General features: G+C 65.9%; 14 protein-coding genes and 1 pseudogene. 4 read left to right on the plus strand and 11 right to left on the minus strand.

Features of this window, described 5'->3' with window-relative positions:
* The first annotated feature begins 28 nt into the window (after positions 1 to 28).
* From tssK to DXT59_RS27585, 4 genes are all read left to right on the plus strand, one after another.
* Positions 29 to 1,363 carry a type VI secretion system baseplate subunit TssK gene (tssK, locus tag DXT59_RS27570; RefSeq protein WP_240324707.1) on the plus strand — a complete coding sequence of 445 codons (1,335 nt, stop codon included), beginning with the start codon at positions 29 to 31 and terminating at the stop codon, positions 1,361 to 1,363.
* A complete protein-coding gene (gene icmH / locus DXT59_RS27575) occupies positions 1,345 to 2,568 on the plus strand; it encodes a type IVB secretion system protein IcmH/DotU (RefSeq protein ID WP_116141299.1) in 1,224 nt (407 codons plus the stop codon). The genes tssK and icmH overlap by 19 nt, the downstream gene beginning before the upstream one ends.
* A 110-nt stretch (positions 2,569 to 2,678) precedes the next feature.
* Positions 2,679 to 5,912 carry a type VI secretion system membrane subunit TssM gene (gene tssM / locus DXT59_RS27580; protein WP_162878267.1) on the plus strand — a complete coding sequence of 1,078 codons (3,234 nt, stop codon included), beginning with the start codon at positions 2,679 to 2,681 and terminating at the stop codon, positions 5,910 to 5,912.
* 76 nt (positions 5,913 to 5,988) lie between these two features.
* On the plus strand, positions 5,989 to 8,181 hold the full coding sequence (locus DXT59_RS27585; RefSeq protein WP_162878268.1) for a flagellar biosynthesis protein FlhA: 2,193 nt from the start codon (positions 5,989 to 5,991) through the stop codon (positions 8,179 to 8,181).
* Between the two features lie 10 nt (positions 8,182 to 8,191).
* Here the strand turns inward: DXT59_RS27585 and DXT59_RS27590 are convergent, their stop codons facing one another.
* The 11 genes and pseudogenes from DXT59_RS27590 to DXT59_RS30870 form a co-directional block, all read right to left on the minus strand.
* The gene (locus DXT59_RS27590; RefSeq protein ID WP_116141305.1) at positions 8,192 to 9,304 is read right to left on the minus strand and encodes an EscU/YscU/HrcU family type III secretion system export apparatus switch protein; all 1,113 of its coding nucleotides are present in this window, start codon (positions 9,302 to 9,304) and stop codon (positions 8,192 to 8,194) included.
* The gene (gene sctT, locus DXT59_RS27595) at positions 9,301 to 10,101 is read right to left on the minus strand and encodes a type III secretion system export apparatus subunit SctT (RefSeq protein WP_162878269.1); all 801 of its coding nucleotides are present in this window, start codon (positions 10,099 to 10,101) and stop codon (positions 9,301 to 9,303) included. The genes DXT59_RS27590 and sctT overlap by 4 nt, the downstream gene beginning before the upstream one ends.
* Before the next feature lie 23 nt (positions 10,102 to 10,124).
* The gene (locus DXT59_RS27600) at positions 10,125 to 10,388 is read right to left on the minus strand and encodes an EscS/YscS/HrcS family type III secretion system export apparatus protein (protein ID WP_205417487.1); all 264 of its coding nucleotides are present in this window, start codon (positions 10,386 to 10,388) and stop codon (positions 10,125 to 10,127) included.
* 4 nt (positions 10,389 to 10,392) lie between these two features.
* On the minus strand, positions 10,393 to 11,046 hold the full coding sequence (sctR, locus tag DXT59_RS27605; RefSeq protein WP_116141564.1) for a type III secretion system export apparatus subunit SctR: 654 nt from the start codon (positions 11,044 to 11,046) through the stop codon (positions 10,393 to 10,395).
* Complete coding sequence (locus DXT59_RS27610) at positions 11,043 to 12,119, minus strand: FliM/FliN family flagellar motor switch protein (RefSeq protein ID WP_162878270.1); 1,077 nt, start codon at positions 12,117 to 12,119, stop codon at positions 11,043 to 11,045. Before DXT59_RS27610 ends, sctR begins: the two co-directional genes overlap by 4 nt.
* A gap of 387 nt (positions 12,120 to 12,506) precedes the next feature.
* Positions 12,507 to 12,734, minus strand: coding sequence for a hypothetical protein (locus DXT59_RS30860; RefSeq protein WP_162878271.1), 228 nt, complete (start codon positions 12,732 to 12,734; stop codon positions 12,507 to 12,509).
* Positions 12,735 to 12,984: 250 nt separating this feature from the next.
* On the minus strand, positions 12,985 to 14,379 hold the full coding sequence (locus DXT59_RS27625) for a FliI/YscN family ATPase (protein ID WP_116141315.1): 1,395 nt from the start codon (positions 14,377 to 14,379) through the stop codon (positions 12,985 to 12,987).
* 488 nt (positions 14,380 to 14,867) lie between these two features.
* Positions 14,868 to 15,083, minus strand: a pseudogene (locus DXT59_RS31635) (FHA domain-containing protein); the annotation flags it as partial.
* 21 nt (positions 15,084 to 15,104) lie between these two features.
* A complete protein-coding gene (locus DXT59_RS27635; protein WP_240324716.1) occupies positions 15,105 to 16,616 on the minus strand; it encodes a secretin N-terminal domain-containing protein in 1,512 nt (503 codons plus the stop codon).
* Positions 16,617 to 16,621: 5 nt separating this feature from the next.
* Positions 16,622 to 16,828, minus strand: a complete 207-nt coding sequence (locus DXT59_RS30865) for a RidA family protein (protein WP_162878273.1) — start codon at positions 16,826 to 16,828, stop codon at positions 16,622 to 16,624.
* Between the two features lie 112 nt (positions 16,829 to 16,940).
* Positions 16,941 to 17,498: an RNA polymerase sigma factor gene (locus DXT59_RS30870; protein ID WP_162878274.1), complete on the minus strand. Its 558-nt coding sequence runs from the start codon at positions 17,496 to 17,498 to the stop codon at positions 16,941 to 16,943.
* Between the last annotated feature and the right edge of the window lie 217 nt (positions 17,499 to 17,715).

Genomic DNA, 17,715 nt, shown 5'->3' on the forward strand with positions numbered 1-17,715 from the left:
GAAATCAATGCTTTGCAACGATAGGGTCGTGTGGTCGGAAGGGATGCTGCTGCAGCAACAGCATCTGCAACAACACGACAGATACCTGCACTGGCTGATCGGTGCGCGCTGTGCTCCGAGAGCGCCGCACGGTTGGGGCTTCTCGATGCTCGAGATCGACCGTGCGCAATTGGCCCTCGGTAAGCTTGCGTTGCTCGCATGCGAAGGGGTGATGCCGGACGGCACGCCGTTTTCGCTGCCCGGCAACGGCGATTTGCCGTTGCCGATCGACGTGCCCGAAAACCGGCGCGAGGTCACCGTCGTGCTGGCGCTGGCGCTAGCGAGGCCGGGCGTGCCGGAAGTCGAGGACGATTCGGAGAGGGACGATCCGGGGGCGCACGGCGAGTCGTACGCGAGATACCGGCGTGCCGAATATGCCGTGGACGATTGTCACGCACGCGGAGGCGACAGCGCGCTCGTTCAGGTCGCGCGCGTGCGCATGCGTCTCGCGTTCGCCGACGAGATCGGCGATGCGTTCACGCGCATCGGCGTCGCGCGGATCGTCGAGCGCCGTGCCGATCATCGGCTCGTGCTCGATCCTGCGTACATACCACCTTGCCTCGACTATCGGGTCGCGGCGTCCTTGTCGGCATTCGTCGACGAACTAGCCGGGTTGCTGCGTCAGCGCGCGCAGATGCTTTCGGCACGTCTCGCTCAGCCGGGAATCGGCGCGGTCGCCGAGTTGACCGATTTCCTATTGCTGCAACTCGTCAATCGTGTGGAGCCGCTGCTGGCGCATTGGGCGCAAAGCGCGGGCGTTCATCCGGAATCGCTCTATTGCGCGTTGTTGCAGTTGGCCGGCGAACTGCCTGGCCTCACTCACGGCGCGATGCGGCACGCCGAGCGCGGCCCCTATCGGCATGACGCGCTCGCCGCGACGTTCGCGCCTTTGATGGAGACCGTGCGCGAAGCGCTCAGTCATGCGATGAATCCGCAGGCGGTAGCCATCGGCCTCGACGCGAGGCCGTTCGGCTTGCACGTGGCGCGCGTGGCGGACTCGACGCTGTTCGCCAGCAGCGGTTTCGTGTTGACCGCGCGTGCGGACATGGCCGTCGACATGCTCGCGGCGTCCTTACCGCAGCACCTGAAGGTCGGGCCGCTGGAAACGATCGACGACCTCGTGAACTTGCAGTTGCCCGGCATCGCGCTGCGCCTGTTGCCCGCCGCGCCGCGCCAGTTGCCGTTTCACGCGCAGCGCTGCTATTTCGCGCTCGACGCGAACGATCCGTTGTGGCCGCGCTTGGCATCGTCGGGCGCGCTCGCGATGCATGTGGCCGGCAGCTTGCCCGGCTTGGAGTTGCAGCTATGGGCGATCCGGCAATGACGCGGGCATGGGATGGCGTCGCGGCGGCGCGGATTCGGGTGGGCGCGGAAATCAATCTGCCGCTCGCGGCGGCTCGCCCGTTGCTCGATCTCGCCTGCACGCTGCGCCTGCGTCCCTACGAGGATGCGCTAGAGCCGCTGCGCGACCGGCTGCGCGCAATGGTCGAGGCATTCGACGAGGCACTCGCCGATGCCCGGCTCGATGAACGCGAACGGACGGCGGCGCACTACTGCTTGTGCACCTTCGTCGACGAGATCGTCGCCGCGACGCCGTCCGGCGGCGGCGGTGCCTGGGCGAGCTGTAGCTTGTTGATGCTGTTTCATGGCGAAACGTCGGGTGGCGAGCGCTTTTTCTCGCTGCTGCAAGATCTTTCGCGCGACGCGAATGCGCACCTCGACGTATTGGAACTCATCTACGTGATGCTTGCCCTGGGGATGCAGGGCCGTTATCGCTTGCTCGATGCCGGGGCCGCTCGTCTGGAGTCGGTGCGCGCCGATCTGAGGCGCCGGCTCTTGGCGGAACGCTCGATGCCGCGCGCTTGGCCGGGGCCGATGGCGGGCCACGAGCATGTTTGGCGCGGACACGCTCGATGGTTGGGCTGCCGGGCCGTCGTCACCCTTGCTCTCGCCGCGTTCGTCTCGCTGATCGTCGTGGTCGATGCGCGTCTGCACGCGCAAGCGATGCCGGTGATCGACACATTGGCGCGTATCGCGGTCGCGCCGGCCACGGGTATCGCAACGCTCCCCGAGCACGGGTCGAGCGCGCTCGCGGATAGCCTCTCGAGCCGTTTGACCGACGATGTTTCGGCTGGGCGGCTCGCGCTCGACTCCGCCCCCGATCGGGCGGTTCTCACGCTCGGCAGCGACGCGCTGTTCGCGTCGGGCAGCGCGAAGGTTCTACCCGATCGGATCGCGTTGCTGCGGCGGATCGGGATCGCGCTGCGCGGGTTCGATGCGCGCATCGTCGTGTCGGGCCATACGGACGACGAGGCGCCTTCGCGCGGAAAGCCATCGAATTGGCAACTCTCGCTAGCGCGCGCGACAGAGGTCGTCAATCTGCTGCGCGAACAAGCCGGGGCGCCGGAACGGTTTCTCGCCCAAGGACGCGGCGCTTCCGAGCCCGTGGTCCCGAACGATTCGCCGGCGGACCGAGCACGCAATCGCCGGGTCGTGATTACGGTAATCGCTGATGGGGCTGCGTTATGAGCATGTTAGGAAAATTCTTTCCCCGGTGGCGATCAGGCACGGCGAATCGGCCGGATAGAGCCGAGGGGGCGCCAACCGAGCCGATCCGTAAAGGTCTCGTGCGTCCCGTCGTGTCCGATCGCATGCGCCGCGACGCCGATGCGATCGTGGCATCCGCCGTGCGTTGGGTCCGCGCGGGAGGTCCGGCATGGCGCTTGGGCAAACATAGCGTTTATCGTTTGCCTTGGTATCTCGTCGTAGGCGAGCGCGGCGCGGGAAAATCGACGCTCGCGCGCGCGTTCGGCCAGCGTCCGCAAGATCATCCCTCGCCTGCCTCGGCGGCGAGCGGCGAGACGCTGCTACGTGGCTGGTTCGGCAAGGACGCCGTCTTATTCGAAGCGACGCTTGGAGAGCCCGAGAGCGAAGCCGTCTGGCACGCGTTGATTCGACGGTTGCGGCGCGTGCGCGGCGCGTGTCCGGCGAACGGCGTCGTCGTTACCGTCTCGGTTCGGCAACTCGTCGATAGCGACGACGCGGCGCGAGCGCGCTATGCCGACGGCGTGCGGCAGCGCATCGACGAATGCCATCGCCTATGGAAAAGGCGGCTACCGGTTTATCTGCTCGTGACGCAGTGCGATCGCTTGACCGGCTTCGAGGCGTTCTGCGGTGATTCGACGGACGAGGCGCGCGCAAGCTCTCTCGGGCTCGTCTTTCCGCTCGCGACGAATGCATCGGACGATGCATCGCCAGGCGGCGCCGCGCACGGATTCGACGCGCTGATGCGGGCGGCGCGGGCGCAGGTCGTCGCGCGCATGCCGGTCCGCGCCGATGCATACCGCGCCGCGATGACGTTCGGCTTTCCCGAGGCGTTCAATAGATTGGCCGCGCCTCTGAGCGAGTTCTTGCGCAATGCGTTCGAGGCTTCGCCCGGATGCCCCGAAACGCCGTTGCTGCGTGGCGTGCATTTCTGCGCGGTCGCGACGACGCCGGCCGCGGTGAACGCGTATGCCTCCGATTCTGCGTCCGTTACGCTCCCGGCAGCGCCCGCCTTGCATGGGGCGTCCGGGTCCGAGCGTCCTTACTTCATCGAAGGTTTTTTTCGGAGGGCGGTTTTTCAAGAGCGGGGCCTTGCGCGCTCGCGTCTCGCGCTGCCGCATCGGCGCATCGTCATCGCGCGCGTGATGACGGCCGCGTGTGCGCTCATGCTCGCGTGTGCGGCAATCGGTCTTGTCACCGCCTATCGGCACGGGAGTACGGCAGTCGCCGCCACGGCGCCCGCGGCTGCCGCGCTCGTGCGTGCCGCCCAAGCGGGCGTCGAGCTTCGCTCGCCGCGTGCGATGCTCGCCCTGCTAGACGAGGCTCGCGCTCTGCCTTGCGGCAAGGCGTGGCAAGAGCCGGGGCAAGCTTGGCTCGTCGGCCTCGACCTCGTGCGCGAAGTGCATCTGGAGCGTGCCTGCCGGTCGGCCTATGCGACCGTACTGCGTGAAACGGTGCAGCCTTACGTCATCGAGCGCATGAAGGCGCAGTTGGGGGACGCGAGCGACACCCCAGCGAAGCAATTCCAGACGCTGCGCGCTTATTCGATGTTAGGCGCGAAGGCTCATTACGACGGTGCCACGGTGCTCGCCTGGATCGAGGAAGACGCTTCGCGGCTAGCGCTATCGCCGGCTGAACGGGCCGCTTGGCTGGCGCACTGCGCCGCTTGGGCCGACGCCGCCGCGCTCGCGCCGGCCGTCCCGCTGGACGCGAAGCTGGTCGGCGAGGCACGCGCGCGTCTGCTCACGCAACCTCGGGCGCAGCGCATATTCGACGCGCTGATGCCGGCGCTTCGCGCTGCCGTGCCGGAGCCGCTGTCGGTCGCCGAGATGGCGGGTCCGGCGGCGGCACTCGTGTTTTACCGCAAAAGCGGGGCTCGGCTCAGCGACGGCGTGCCGGGCGTCTATACGTTAGCCGGACTCGGTCGTTACTTCGGCGTGCGCGATGCGGCGCTCGCGCAAGGCCGGCGGGACGATTGGATACTCGGCCGCCCGGCCTCGGCCACGGCGGAGCCGGGCGAACTGGCGGCAAGCGTCGATCGCCTGTACTTTGCCGCTTACGCGCAAGCTTGGGATACCGTCATCGACGACGTCCGATTGAGGCCTCTGCCGGGGTCCGGCGATGCCGCGTCGCTCGTTTCACTGCTGGCGGGCCATGATTCCCCATTGCAGGCGTTCCTCGCGCGCGTCGCAAAGGAAACGACGATTGCCGGTGCCGCGTCCGCGCGGGCAGCCGCCGCTAGGGCGCCGGACCGCGTGGGTATCGTCGGACGCAAGGTCCGGCAGTGGTTCTCGGGGGCGGCACCGGCGACGCAACCGCCTCTTCGATTAACCGACGATAGCGCAGCGTCGGCCTCGTTGGTCGACGAGCACTTCGCGGCCCTGCATCGGCTCGTCGCCGGATCGGGCGAGCGGGGCAGCGGAGCACTCGGCGAAGTCCAGGCGCAGTTGAAAGAGCTAGCCGTTTATCTGCGTGCGGCCGATACCGCGCGCGGGAGCGGCTTGCCTGCACCCGCGGACGACGCGCTCGATCGACTGACCGAAAGCGCCCTGACGCTGCCCGAACCGGTGGGCGATATGCTCGGTTCGCTGGCACGCGAAGGCACCACGTCGGCTCAGTCGGCGCAGCGCAACCACATCGAGCGGCAATGGCGGGCTGAGGCGGGCGCGTTTTGCCATGCGGCGATCGACGGTCGGTATCCTTTTTTTTCTAGCGGCGGCGATGAGGTTACGCCTGACGATTTCGCACGGCTATTCGCCCCTGGCGGGTTGCTCGATACGTTCTTTCAAACGTATTTGAAACCGTACGTCGATACGAGTGCGACGCCTTGGGTCTGGCGCCCGCGGATCGCCCCGCCCGGGATGCCGGTCGCCGCGTTGCGCGAGTTCGAGCGGGCCGCGCAAATACGCGACGCGTTTTTCCCCGGGGGCAGCAAAACGATGGCGGTGCATTTCGCGCTCACGCCGCGCGATATGGACCCCGGTTTGACGCGCTTCGTCCTTGCCGACGGCACACAAACGCTGGACTACGCGCACGGTCCGCCGCGTGCCGCGAGCTTCGATTGGCCCGATCGCGCGGGCGCCCGCGCCGCGCGCATCGAATTCGCACCGGCGGGCCCGGATGGCCGCCAAAGCGTTCAGACGCACGGTGCTTGGGCGCTGTTCCGTTTGCTCGATTTCGGCCGCCTGGACGCGCGGGCTGCCGACCGGTTCGTGCTGACGTATGTCTTCGACGGACGAAGCGTCGTGCTCGATCTCGCCGCGTCGAGCGTGGTGAATCCGTTCGCCGCGCCGGCTTTGCACGCGTTTCGCTGTCCATCGGGCTTTTAGCCGCAGCCGCGCGCGTATGCGGAACCGTTGGCGCCGCATCGGTTACTCAACGCATTCTTTCTTGATCGGCCGGTTTATGAAGGGCATTTCCTCGGCGGCGGCCTTCGCGCCGATACAGCGATTGCGGCGCGTATTGGACGGTCGTCCTGCGCGCTGGCTCGCGCGGTTCGGTGCGCGCGGCGACGCGGTGGCGGCGATCTTGATCGCGCTCGTGATGGCGATGATGGTCGTGCCGCTGCCGGCCCTCGTCATCGATGCGCTGATTGCCGTCAATATCGCCGCCGCCGTGTTGCTGATCGCGCTGGCGCTGTATATGCCGAGTGCCGTTTCGTTCTCGAGTTTCCCCGTCGTACTGCTGCTGACGACGCTGTTTCGGCTCGGCATCGAGGTCAGCACGAGCCGGTCGATATTGCTGCACGCGGACGCGGGCGATATCGTCGATACATTCGGTCGATTTGTCGCGGGCGACGACCTCGTCGTCGGCCTGATCGTGTTTTCGATCATCGCGATCGTCCAGTTTCTGGTGGTCACGAAAGGGGCGGAGCGCGTCGCCGAGGTTGGCGCGCGCTTCACCCTCGATTCGATTCCGGGGCGCCAAATGGCCATCGACGCCGATTTGCGCGCGGGCTTCACGCGCCCCGAGACGGCGCAATATCTTCGCGAAGAGCTGGCGCGCGAAAGCCGGATGCACGGTGCGATGGACGGTGCGATGCGATTCGTCAAGGGCGATGCGATCGCGGGACTCGCGATCGTCGTCGTCAACCTGACGGCCGGGATCGCCATCGGAGTGACGCGCGGCGGCTTATCGTTCGACGAGGCGCTCGAGCGGTATTCGATTTTGACCATCGGCAATGCGCTCATCGCGCAAATTCCGGCGTTGCTGATCGCGATCGCCGCGGCCGTGTTGATCACGCGCGGCGGCGACGACGCGGCATCGCCCGCGTCGACGGTGGGCGGCCAGATCGCGCGGCAGCTCATCGGCGCGCCATGGGCTTGGATGCTTGCGTCGTTCGTCATGACGGTCTTCGCGGTCGTGCCCGGCATGCCTTGGTTCGTCTTCTTGCTGTTGGCGCTCGTGATGGGTGCAACCGGTGTGATGCATTTGCGGCGTGAAGCGCGAGCGCATGCGCACTCCCGCGCGCCCGTGAAGCCGCCCGATCCCGCCGTCGTCCCCGATGACGTCGACGTGCGGCAGATCGTGCCGCTGCGGCCCATCGTCGTTTCGCTGTCGTCGCAGCTTGCCGATGAGGGCGCGGTGCGGCGCCTCGATGCATTGACCCGTGCGATCCGGCGCGTTCGAAACGAGCTTGTGTTGCGTTACGGCATGACGGTGCCTGTTATCGAGATCGATCGGGTCGCGCGATTGACCGAGAACATGTACGAGATTGCGATTCACGAAGTGGTCGTGGCGTCGGGGCAACTGCATTGGGACCGCGTTTGTGTCACGACGCCTGACGAGCAAGGTGGGATCTCGCAGACGCACGCGATTGCGCAGTCGTTTCCGCTGCTCGAGGCGGCGGTCTGGATCGAGCCGCATCGATTACCGGCGGGCAACGACGAGCCGTCTCGGGGGCTCGACGCCATCGGTTATGTCTCGCTGTTGATGCGCAGGCTGTTGCAACGCCATGCGGGCCGCTTCGTCGGCATTCATGAAGCCCAGCTCGTATTCAACTGGCTGCAGCGCGAGATGCCGGCTACGGCTAAGGAGTTGGCGCAGGCATTGACGCTGCCGCGGTTCGCGCAGGTGATGAAACTGCTGATCGCCGAACGCGTGTCGTTGAGGAACGTGCGCGAAATCGCCGAAACGCTCGTCGTGTGGGCGCCACGCGAGCAAGAAGCGTGTGCGTTGGCTGAACATGTCCGCATTGCGCTCGGCGCGCAGATCTGCGACGAGTTCGCCGAGGGCGGCGTGCTATTCGCGTGTTTGCTCGAGAGAGCGCTCGAAGCGCGGTTGCGCGAAGCGTTGCAGGAGGGGCCGGTTGGCGTTGCGTTGACCGTCGAGCCGGGTTTGACGCAAGACATCGTTCGCCAAACGCGCGCATTGGCTGTTGGACGAGGAGAGTGCGCCGCCGCGCCGGTCTTGCTGACGACTCAATCTTTGCGGCGCCCATTGCGTCAATTGCTGGCAGACGATTTACCGGAAACGCATGTCCTATCGTATGCGGAGCTGATTTCGACTCAACGTGTCCATGTGCTCGGTAGCCTTTCTCTGCCCGCTGTCGCTACCGCTGCCGCTGCCGCTGTCGACCCGCGATACGACGGCGCATAGGCGCTCGACGTTATTCGGAATCGAAAGCGACGTCGTCGATTTCGATCGGCGTGTTCGGCCGGTCGCTCAGCGCTTCCAGCTCGTCGACGATCCGAAAGACGATCGCAACCGCTCGATAGCAATCGTCGGGAATCGTGGCCTGTAGGTCTGCGCAACGATATAGACGCCGCGCGAGCTTCCGAAAGCGAAACACCGTCACGCGCTCGAGCAAGGCTTCGTTCGTCAACCGTATGGCGTCATCGTCCGTCGCTTTCGCCGTGATCGTCGGTACATCGGCGTCGTCGCCGCGATAGTCCAGTAGGACGGCAACATGTTCCGGATTGGTGACGAGCGCGCGCCGGCCGTTTCGGCGCGAGGCGTTCGGCGCCGCGGCGAATACGGCTTCGGTGAACGAGGCACGTTGCCGGGCACGCATGCTCGGATCGCCGGACGTTTGCTTCAATTCGTCCTTGACTTCGCGATGCGTCATGCGCAATGCGCGATGATGCTGACGTTTCGCGACGAGGAGCGATAGGGCGGCGGGGACGAAGAACGCCGCCAGCAGTGCTCTGACGAAGATGTGCAGTGCGGCCGTGCCGGCCCGCAAGTCGAATTCGATCGATTGCCAGTCGATCATCGCGCCGACGAGCGGCAGCCGCGCACGCAAGAGGCCGTAGGCGAGCCCGCCGACGAGGCAGGCGCAGGCCAGTGCGATGACGAGCGCGGTCAGGTTTTTGGCGCCGAACAATCCTTTGAAGTGCCGCGCGGCGTTTAGGCGCTTGAACGACGGCCGGATCGCCTTCGGAGCGAACGATAGGCCACTGCTGGCCCAAGCGGCAAGAACCGCGGCGGCCAGTGCGATCGCAGCGAATAACCCAATCGTAACGACGATCGCGCCGAGGCAATCCGGAAGCAAGCGCAGACCAACCTGCAAGGGATCGGCCTCGGCCTCGGCCAGCGCGGAGAATACGGCCGCTTGCAAGGCCAGCCAGCGGTCGATGCCGGCGTCGATCATCGCGAACGCAGCCTCCGTTGCGAGCAGGCAACCGACGAATCCGGCCCAGACGTCGCTACGTGCGACGTTGCCTTCGGCGGCCGCATCGCGCACGCGCTTATCGGTGGGAGGTAGCGGCTTGTCACTCATCGCGCGTTGTTCCGATCGGCGGCGGCCGCGGTTTCGCGCAGAACTCGGTTCACTTCCGAACCATGTTCGCCGACTAGGTCATGCCCAGCCGCCAGCAGGCGCGGCAATGTCATCGCGATCAGCAATATCACGACAACGCTTTTGAACGGCAATGCGGCCACATAGGCGGGGAATTTCGCATTGACGCGCGAGACAATGGCGAAGCAAGCCTCGATGGCGGCGAGTGCAAGCAGATACGGAGCGGCGAGCGTGAGCGCGAACTGCATCGTCGCGGCGAGGAGTGTACCGAACGGTGCCCATATCGCTGGGCCCAAGGGAGGAAATCCGGCGAGGGCCGGCCACACGATGTAGCTTGTCGAGACGATTTCGATTACGGCATGTAGCCCTCCGCTAGCAATGAGATAGACGATGAGGGCTTGCTGAAGGATTCCCCCCAGGACCGATGCGTCCACCGACATCGCCGGATCGAGCGCCTGCGGGTTCGCCCCGCGCTGATAGTCGAGGTAAGTCCCCGCGGCCTCGACTGCCCAGAACGGAACGGCGACGAGGCTGGCGACGATGATGCCGAGGGCGGCTTCCTTCGCCGTCAGCGCGAGCCAATGCGCGAGGGGCAGCGGAGCGTCCGACAGCGCGCCGGCGACGCCCGATGCGGCCGGCAACGCCAGCGCCAGGGCGATAGTGGAACGCGCAAGACCGTTCATGGCCTGTGCGCGGAAGATTGGAACCAGGAAGATGGCCGGTAGCCATCGCATAGAACATAACGCTAGGGCAGCCACGAACGGCAACGCGGATTCCATGGCGCCGGTAAAGGGCGAGCCGATCACGTTTGCCCGACGCTGGCCAGATCGAACGCCTGACCGATCAAACTCAGAAGCTCGGCGCCGACCGCGCGGCCCGTGATGGCGATCATGACGCCGACCACGACGAGTTTCACCGCGAAAGGCAAGGTTTGATCTTGAATTTGAAAGACCGACAAGAGAAGCGAGATCACGATGCCCGCGCAACCGGCTGCCAACGAGAGCACGACCGAGACCTTGAATGCGAATAGCAGCGCATGCTGGAGCAACATCAGCGAGTCGGACATGGCGTTATCCGCGATACGAGAGCACGAGCGCGTGAAGCAGCTTGCCCCATCCGTCCGCGAGCACGAACAGCAGCAGCTTGATCGGGAGCGCGACGATCATCGGCGGCACCATTTGCATGCCCATCGCAAGGAGGACGTTCGACACGAGAATATCGACGACGACGAACGGGATAAACAGCAGCAACCCGATTTCGAACGCCGATTGGAGTTCGGATACGACGAATGCCGGCACGGCGATGCTCCAATCGTCCGCGCTGGCGCTGCGGTGCGCGGGCTCGGGCCAGGTCTTGCGCGCCATGTCTAGAAAGCGTTCGCGCTCCTCTTGACGGCCGTTGCGCAATACGAACTGCCGCAACGGTTCGACGACTTCGAGCGCCGTGTCGATTTGCGACGCACCCGATGCGAGGGGACGATCGAACCCGCGCGCTTGCGCCATGCAGGCCGAGAGCGTGGGCGACATCACGAACAGCGTTCCGACGAGGGCGATGGCGTTCAGGGCGAGCGTCGTCGGCGCTTGCTGCACGCCGAGCGCATTGCGGACCAATACGAGGACGATCGACAGCTTCAGGTAGGACGTGGTCGCGATCGCGACCAGCGGCAACAGCGAGAGTAGTCCAAGTAGCGCGAGCAGGGCGAAAGGGTTGTGCTCGAGGATCATGGCGTTGTCGCGGTCGGGCGCGAATCTGGCCAACGGGTGATTTCGACGGCGAGCCGGCCGTCGAAGTCGACCAACTCGCCCTCGCCGATTGCTTGGCCGTTCGCTTCGACGATCACTCGAGGCGGTACCCTTTCTCTCAATTGAAGGAGCGAGCCTGGTCGTACGCGCGCGAGTTCGCCGACCGTGAGCCGAAGCGTGCCGAGCAAGAACGAAAGCCGGATCGGAAGGGCGGCCGGATCGATCGACGGTAGCGCATCGTCCGCGCGGGGTACGGCGTCATACGCCTCATCGTGGGGTGGAGTGGGAGTGTGGGTCATATCTTCGACTTCGAAGCAATGATGAGAATCGAGCCAGCGCAACCTCAGGCGGTGTGAGGCGATGCGGATCGACGCGCGTCCCGTCACGTCGAATACGCTTCGGGAGAGGCGCACGATGTCGCCGCACGCGAGGCGTTCGAATACGGGAAGCGGCAATACCGCATCGCCCGCGGTCAAGCCGATTTGCGTGTCATGGCGTTTGATCCACGCGGGCACGTGGGCGACGGGGACGACGGGTACCCATGGCTCGCTATCGAGTAATGCATGCAGACCGTCGGCCGTCATCGTGAGCCGCATCGAGAGTCGAACGGATTGCAAACGGATCGATAGGCCGATGCTTAGGTGTGGCTCGAAGGCCGAACCGGCGGGCGCGGCGTCGATCGCGGTTGGATCGCCGAGCGCGGCTTGTAGCTCGGGCGGCAATGCCGCGAACGCGTAGCACGCGAGCGCGGCTTGGCCCGGCAACGTCGCGGCCTGCGCCGTATCGATCCCCGTACAGGCGAGGAGCAACGGTCCGTAGTCGTACGCGATGGCGTAGCCAAAGCGCGTCGCGAGCGGCAACCCTTCTCCATCGGGGCGGAAGCAGGTGTGAAGGAGCAATTGCGCTTGCTCGCCGTCGTCGAGTCGGCATGACGCGCTGTATGCGGACGCAAGACGGTGCCTCGCCTTGGCGAGTGCATCGACAGCGCGCAGGCGAAGGGGCCGGCGACACGGCTGCGTTAGACGCGAGGTGCCCGGGTCATCGGCTTTCGTCATGGGCCACATCGACATGCGTTGCGCGGCCGAACGCATGTGTGAGGCTGCGTTCCAGCGCGCGTTTTTTTATCGTCAACCAGGCATGACTCGCTTTCGACAGGCAGTCGAACCGAACGGTAAGGTATGAATCGCCATGCGTGACGGTCAAACCGACCGGGCCGAATTCCGGCATCGAAAGCGTCGTGCGATAGGTCGAGCCAGCCGCGATGCCGCCTCGCGCGACCCGTATGCGTATCGGGATGGCCTGTCTGCACGCGGCGGCCGCCCGATGGGTCCATCCAGCATTCGACGCTTCGCCGAGGAGCATGGGCTTCGGCGCGGGCGCGGCCACGCCTAAACAGGGTGAATCGGCTTGCGGTCGACTGCTCGAGGTGAGGGCCAGCGGCGTCATACACGCTCGACCGGTGCGAGGCGTTGCCTCATGACGCGCAGCTTTTCGACTTTGCGCTCGGTCGCCGCGTATCGCCGGCGAATTTCGACCAGGATGACGCGCGCTTGCTCGATGTTCCGTTCGGTCAAGGCAAGTGCGTCGGCTTGCTGCTCCGACAGCGCGTCGCGCTTCGACTGAGCGCTGCGAGCGGCGCGAAGATCGCGACAGATGATCTCGCGGCCCAAGTGTGCCCGGTACCAATCGCGTTCGAATTCATTTGCCGATTGTTTCGACCGTATCCATTCGGCTTTGCGGCCTGCGTGCTCATCCGTTAGCCGGCGAAGGCCGCGTTCGGCCTCGGCGAGTTGCCGCGCGGCACGTTTGCGACGGAGATCCGAAACGGTTGCGAGCGCGAGGCAAGCATCTGGCAAGCCCGATGGCGCGGGGTCTTCCGCAACCTGCCGCGCAGGCTGACGAGCGTGCGCGCGGCGATGTTCAGCGCTCGCGAACGCTGGCATGGAGGTGTTCAAGCGTTGTCTCCCAAGGAGCGGGGGTGCGAAGGTCTTGTTCGATGAGTTCGGCAAGTTTCGGATAGCGAGCGACGGCTTCGTCCGCTGACGGGTCGTGGCCCGGCTCGTACTCGCCGAGCGCGATCAGCCATTCGAGTTCTCGATAACGCGAGAGCAGCGCGCGGGCGCGTTCGGCATCGCGCCTGTGCGAGCCGTGCACGACGAGGGGCATCAACCGACTAAGGCTCTCGACGACGTCGATCGCCGGAAAACTGCCGCGCTCGGCAAGCTTGCGCGACAGGACGATGTGAGCATCAAGGAGCGAGCGACTCTCATCGGCGATCGGGTCGCCGTGCTCGGCTTCGGTCAAGACCGTATAGATGCCGGTGATCGCGCCGTCGGCTCGGTTGCCGGCGCGTTCGATCAAGCGAGGCAACAAGGCGAAGACCGACGAGGGATAGCCGAGGCGACCCGGCGGCTCGTTCGACGCAAGCCCGATCTCGCGTTGAGCCCGCGCTAAGCGCGTGAGGGAATCGACGAGCAATAGAACGTGCTTGCCGCGGCGGCAAAAACCTTCCGCGATCGCCGTTGCCGTGAACGCGGCTCGCGCGCGCTCCATCGGCGGTGAGTCGGATGTCGCGCAAACGACGACCGTCCGCTGCATCCGTTGGGGACCGAGCTCCCGGCTGATGAACTCGTTCAACTCGCGCCCGCGTTCCCCGACGAGGCCGAGGACGACGACGTCGGCGTCGATACCACGCGCCAATGCGCCGAGCAGCGTTGTCTTACCGCTACCGGGCCCGGCGAACAAGCCCACGCGCTGACCCCGCGCCAACGTCAGCACGGCATCGATCGCGCGAACGCCCGTGACGATATGCCGGTCGACGAGCGGGCGCCGCGTGGCGCAGGGCGCTCTTGCCATGACGGGTACGGTGGAACAGTCATGTCCCGATTTCGACGCTTCGGGCCCCGGCCGAAGCACGCGGCCGAAGCCGTCGAGCACTGCACCGAGTAGGTGCGGACCGACTCGCACGCGATGAGGCGCGCCCAGCAAGCGGACGAGCGAACCGAACGCGATGCCCTCGGTGGGCGAGAGCGGAGCAAGTAGGGTGTGTTTGTCGTCGAAACCGACGACTTCGGCTAGGACCGGCACACTGGCCGCACCGGCCCCGAGCAGCTCGCACAGATCGCCGATGGCGCATCGCGGCAGCCGCGCGACGACGAGCATCGAACCCACGTGTGCGACCTTCCCATAGCAGCTAACCGCCTCTGGCGGCGTCTTGGCGAGCCGATGCTGCGCATCGCGTGCCCACGCGGCGAGGCGCACCGGCGTTTCGGACGCCGAGCCGCCGTTGTGCGCGGTTGCCCCTTCGGTCACCATTTCAACTCCGCGCGATAGGGACCGGTGAACAGGGCGCGTTCGGCATCGATCTTGACGAGCGTGAAGCCGCGCCAACGGCTTCCGACGATCAGGACGTGCTCGTCTTCGGTCACGAGGAAGCCATAAGGACCCGTGCTCGCGCTGCGGATCGCGAAAGGCGGCTTGCGAACGGCCTCGCTTGGGTAGAGCGTGCCGCTGACGATGCGCACCGGCCCGCTTGCCGCATCGGGCAAGGACGCGGCGGATGCCGCGGTTGCGCCCGTGGGCTCGCTCGGCCATCGCAGCAACGCCGCGGTGGCTGTCGACAGGAGGACTATTCCGGCCGCCGCGGTCAGTTTTGTTCCGAGGCGTACGGGTCGTTTCCGGGATTGGGCGCCGCTCCGTGTGGGCTCGGCGCCCCATGGGGCAGCTTCGTCTTCGCATCCGATGAGAACTGGACCTGCGAACCAACGCGCCCCTGCGACGAGTGCCGTTCCGCCCGCTATGTTTTGTCCTCCGAGCGCGGTGCTCTGCGACTCTGAGTCGAATACGCGACAGAGCCACTCGGAGGTCGGTGCGCGGTAGATCGCACAGGCCGACGCCGGCATGCCGGGATCGAGCAAGACGATATCGTTCTGCGCCGCGCTGCCGATACGAATCGTCTCTCCTTCGAGCGGAACGGCCGCGCCGCGATGTAGGCCGGTGAGAATGCGAAGTTCGAGCATGGCGGTGCGGCGTGCTCCGACTCACAACGCCTTCGCGCTGATGAAGATGGCACGCTGTTCCGCGCGTGCCGAAGCGACGGGATAGCTCGCGATCAAACGCGGCGGCGCGCCGCTTTCGAGCGTGACCGCCGTATCCAACTTGACGCTGCTGGTATTCGCCCAGGTTTGTCCGGGAAGCCCCGTCGGCTGCGCCATGAGGAGGTCGACGTCGACCGCCACGTTCGGCGCGGCGTTTCCTTGAGCGGGCATGAGCCGGGCAGCGAGGTCCAGACGATCGCCGCGATTGCCGCCGCGGCCATTATGCGGCTCTCCCGAAGTGGCGTCGGGCGCGGTGCTTGCCGCCGGCGCCTCGCCGCCGATTGCCAGCGTGGTATGGGAGTTGAAACGGCCGACGAGCGTTTGCCGGTTGAGCACGCGCACGCGTCGCTCGGCGATTGCCGCCGCGATTTGCGCGTCGAAGGCTGAGCCGTGCGCAGTCGCCGTCGCGCGTGCCTGCCCGCCGTCGCTCGCCGCGTCGAGCGCGGCCACGGTGGCGAGGTCCGTCTCGATCACGAGTACGTCCATCGAAACCAGCGGCGATGGACGATCGAGGGCAGCGACGACTTGCGCGATCTTGCTACGCCAGCGGCGATCGCCCCATACGATCACGGAATTCGTCGCTTCGTCGGCGACGATGCTCGGTTCTGTCGCTTGCGACGCCGATTCGCCGGATGCCCGCGCGCGGGGCAGCGGCAACGGTAACGGCGAGGCGGCCGTGGCGCTGGGAAATGCTGTCCATTGCGAAGCGGGCGGCGGCGCGGTAGGCAGCGGGGGAAAATCGGCTTGTGCGGGGATGGCGAATAGGGGCGGGTTGACGGCCGTCTCGCGCGCAAGCAGTTGCCGTAGTATGGCGGCAACGCCGGGGCGGGTAGCGACGCCGGAATCGGCGGGCGCTTCGTCGGCCGCCCGCACGAAGCGAAGCGGAAAAATCATCGGCTCGAGTTCCGATGCCGTCTCGCCCGGTGCCGAGCCCTTCGCCAAGAAGCGTCGAACGAGGGTGCGATAGGCTTGCGGGCCGCCGACCAGCACCGCGTCTTGGCCGGCAAGTTCACCCCAGCCAAAACGCGCGTCGTAGACGCCAACCGCTTCGAGGGCAGCGCGCGCGCGGTCGGCCGGCATGCCCGCGAGCGCAATGCGCTCCACGGCGGCATCGCGTGCCGCGCTCAGATAGAGCGTGCGCTCGGCGACGAACCAAGAAAAGTGGTGAGCGCGAGAAAGCTGCTCGAGAAACGCAAGTCCCGAGGGAGCGCGCACCCACCCGTCGAGCGTTGTCGTTTGCCAAGGACGGCCGGCGTGGGCTGCAACGCGGATCGTAAGGCCGTGATCGGCGGCGAAGCGCTCCAGCACGGTCAGCAGGGGTTGCTTCGACGTCTCGACGGCGTACGGCGCGCCGAGACCGGGATCGACCTCGGCCGCGGCGAATGCGCCGCCCGGGAGACAAAGCAGCCAAAGCGCCGCCAGCAACGACAGGCGCAGGCAAGCGCGCTCGATCATGCGGGTCACCGAATTTCGTTGATGACCGTGCGCAATAGGGCGAACTTCATCTGAAGGTCTGTCGTGGCGCTCCAATTCGCCAGGGAGACGCCCCGCAACGATTGGACGTACGCTTGCCATTCAGCGGGTCGATCGGGCGACATCGTGCGACGTACGCGGTCGGCGTGACGGAGTGCGTCGCGCAGTTGGATTTCATTGGGTTCGAGCGTCATCGTTGATGGGCGATTGGATGAACGGTTAGCCAAAGGATCGCCTGGCCGCGTGGCCAAACCAGCAGCGGCGGCAATGCGCGATCAAGTCGACGCGTTCGAGGCGTCCGGTGCATCAAAGCGCTCCCGCGTGATCGAAATGCCGCTCCAGCTTCGAGCGCAGGCGCGATAAGCGCGAACGCACCGTGCCCACGGGAATGCCGAGCGCGGCCGCTACTTCCACGTAGCTCACGTTATCGACGAACAGGAGCTCGAGCATGCGTTGCTGTTCAGGTGAAAGGGACTGCGCGAATTCGAGGAAGCGCGAGAATGTTTGCCTGACCGAGACGCACCGCTCGGGTGCCCGTGTGTCGACGAGTTCGCTTTCGTGATCGTCGAGGGACTCGATGACGAAGCGGTAATCGGAGGCGCGGCTCACATGGTTGCGCACGACGTTCAACGCGATTGCGGTCAACCAAGTCTTGGGCTGGGCCGTGCCGCGGTACGAACCGCGATTTTCCCAAGCGCCGAGATAGGTCGATTGCAGGATGTCGGCCGCATCTTCCGCGCTGCGCACGCGGCGCGCGATGAACCGGTAAATCGCACGGCCATGCGCGCGATACCAGTTGTCGAATTCAACGGACTGATCCGCCACGGCGGGCGAGGGAGGCGGATGCAAGTGCGTCGAGTTCATCTTGGGATCGAGTGACTCAGGGCGTAACGATTCCCGAATGATTCCCGCAACGGCACGCGTTCGCTCAGGGCGAACCAAAAATAGGACTACATAACCCTCGGTATGGGGCGAGCACCCGCGTGCCGGGTTTGGCTGCCCGCGAAGGTGCTCCGCATGGAACCGCATAGCCGCCGCCGTTACTAAGTTCGCAATTCCGGGCGGCGGCGCGTCGCTGCGC

The sequence above is a fragment of the Trinickia diaoshuihuensis genome, assembly GCF_003390925.1.
Lineage (GTDB): Bacteria > Pseudomonadota > Gammaproteobacteria > Burkholderiales > Burkholderiaceae > Trinickia > Trinickia diaoshuihuensis.

Coding starts and splice junctions, on each gene's coding strand:
- icmH (WP_116141299.1), top strand. CDS start 1,345: ATGGGCGATCCGGCAATGACGCGGGCATGGGATGGCGTCGCGGCGGCG.
- DXT59_RS27585 (WP_162878268.1), top strand. CDS start 5,989: ATGAAGGGCATTTCCTCGGCGGCGGCCTTCGCGCCGATACAGCGATTG.
- DXT59_RS27590 (WP_116141305.1), bottom strand. CDS start 9,304: ATGAGTGACAAGCCGCTACCTCCCACCGATAAGCGCGTGCGCGATGCG.
- sctT (WP_162878269.1), bottom strand. CDS start 10,101: ATGGAATCCGCGTTGCCGTTCGTGGCTGCCCTAGCGTTATGTTCTATG.
- DXT59_RS27600 (WP_205417487.1), bottom strand. CDS start 10,388: ATGTCCGACTCGCTGATGTTGCTCCAGCATGCGCTGCTATTCGCATTC.
- sctR (WP_116141564.1), bottom strand. CDS start 11,046: ATGATCCTCGAGCACAACCCTTTCGCCCTGCTCGCGCTACTTGGACTA.
- DXT59_RS27610 (WP_162878270.1), bottom strand. CDS start 12,119: ATGACGAAAGCCGATGACCCGGGCACCTCGCGTCTAACGCAGCCGTGT.
- DXT59_RS27625 (WP_116141315.1), bottom strand. CDS start 14,379: ATGGTGACCGAAGGGGCAACCGCGCACAACGGCGGCTCGGCGTCCGAA.
- DXT59_RS27635 (WP_240324716.1), bottom strand. CDS start 16,616: ATGATCGAGCGCGCTTGCCTGCGCCTGTCGTTGCTGGCGGCGCTTTGG.
- DXT59_RS30865 (WP_162878273.1), bottom strand. CDS start 16,828: ATGACGCTCGAACCCAATGAAATCCAACTGCGCGACGCACTCCGTCAC.
- DXT59_RS30870 (WP_162878274.1), bottom strand. CDS start 17,498: ATGAACTCGACGCACTTGCATCCGCCTCCCTCGCCCGCCGTGGCGGAT.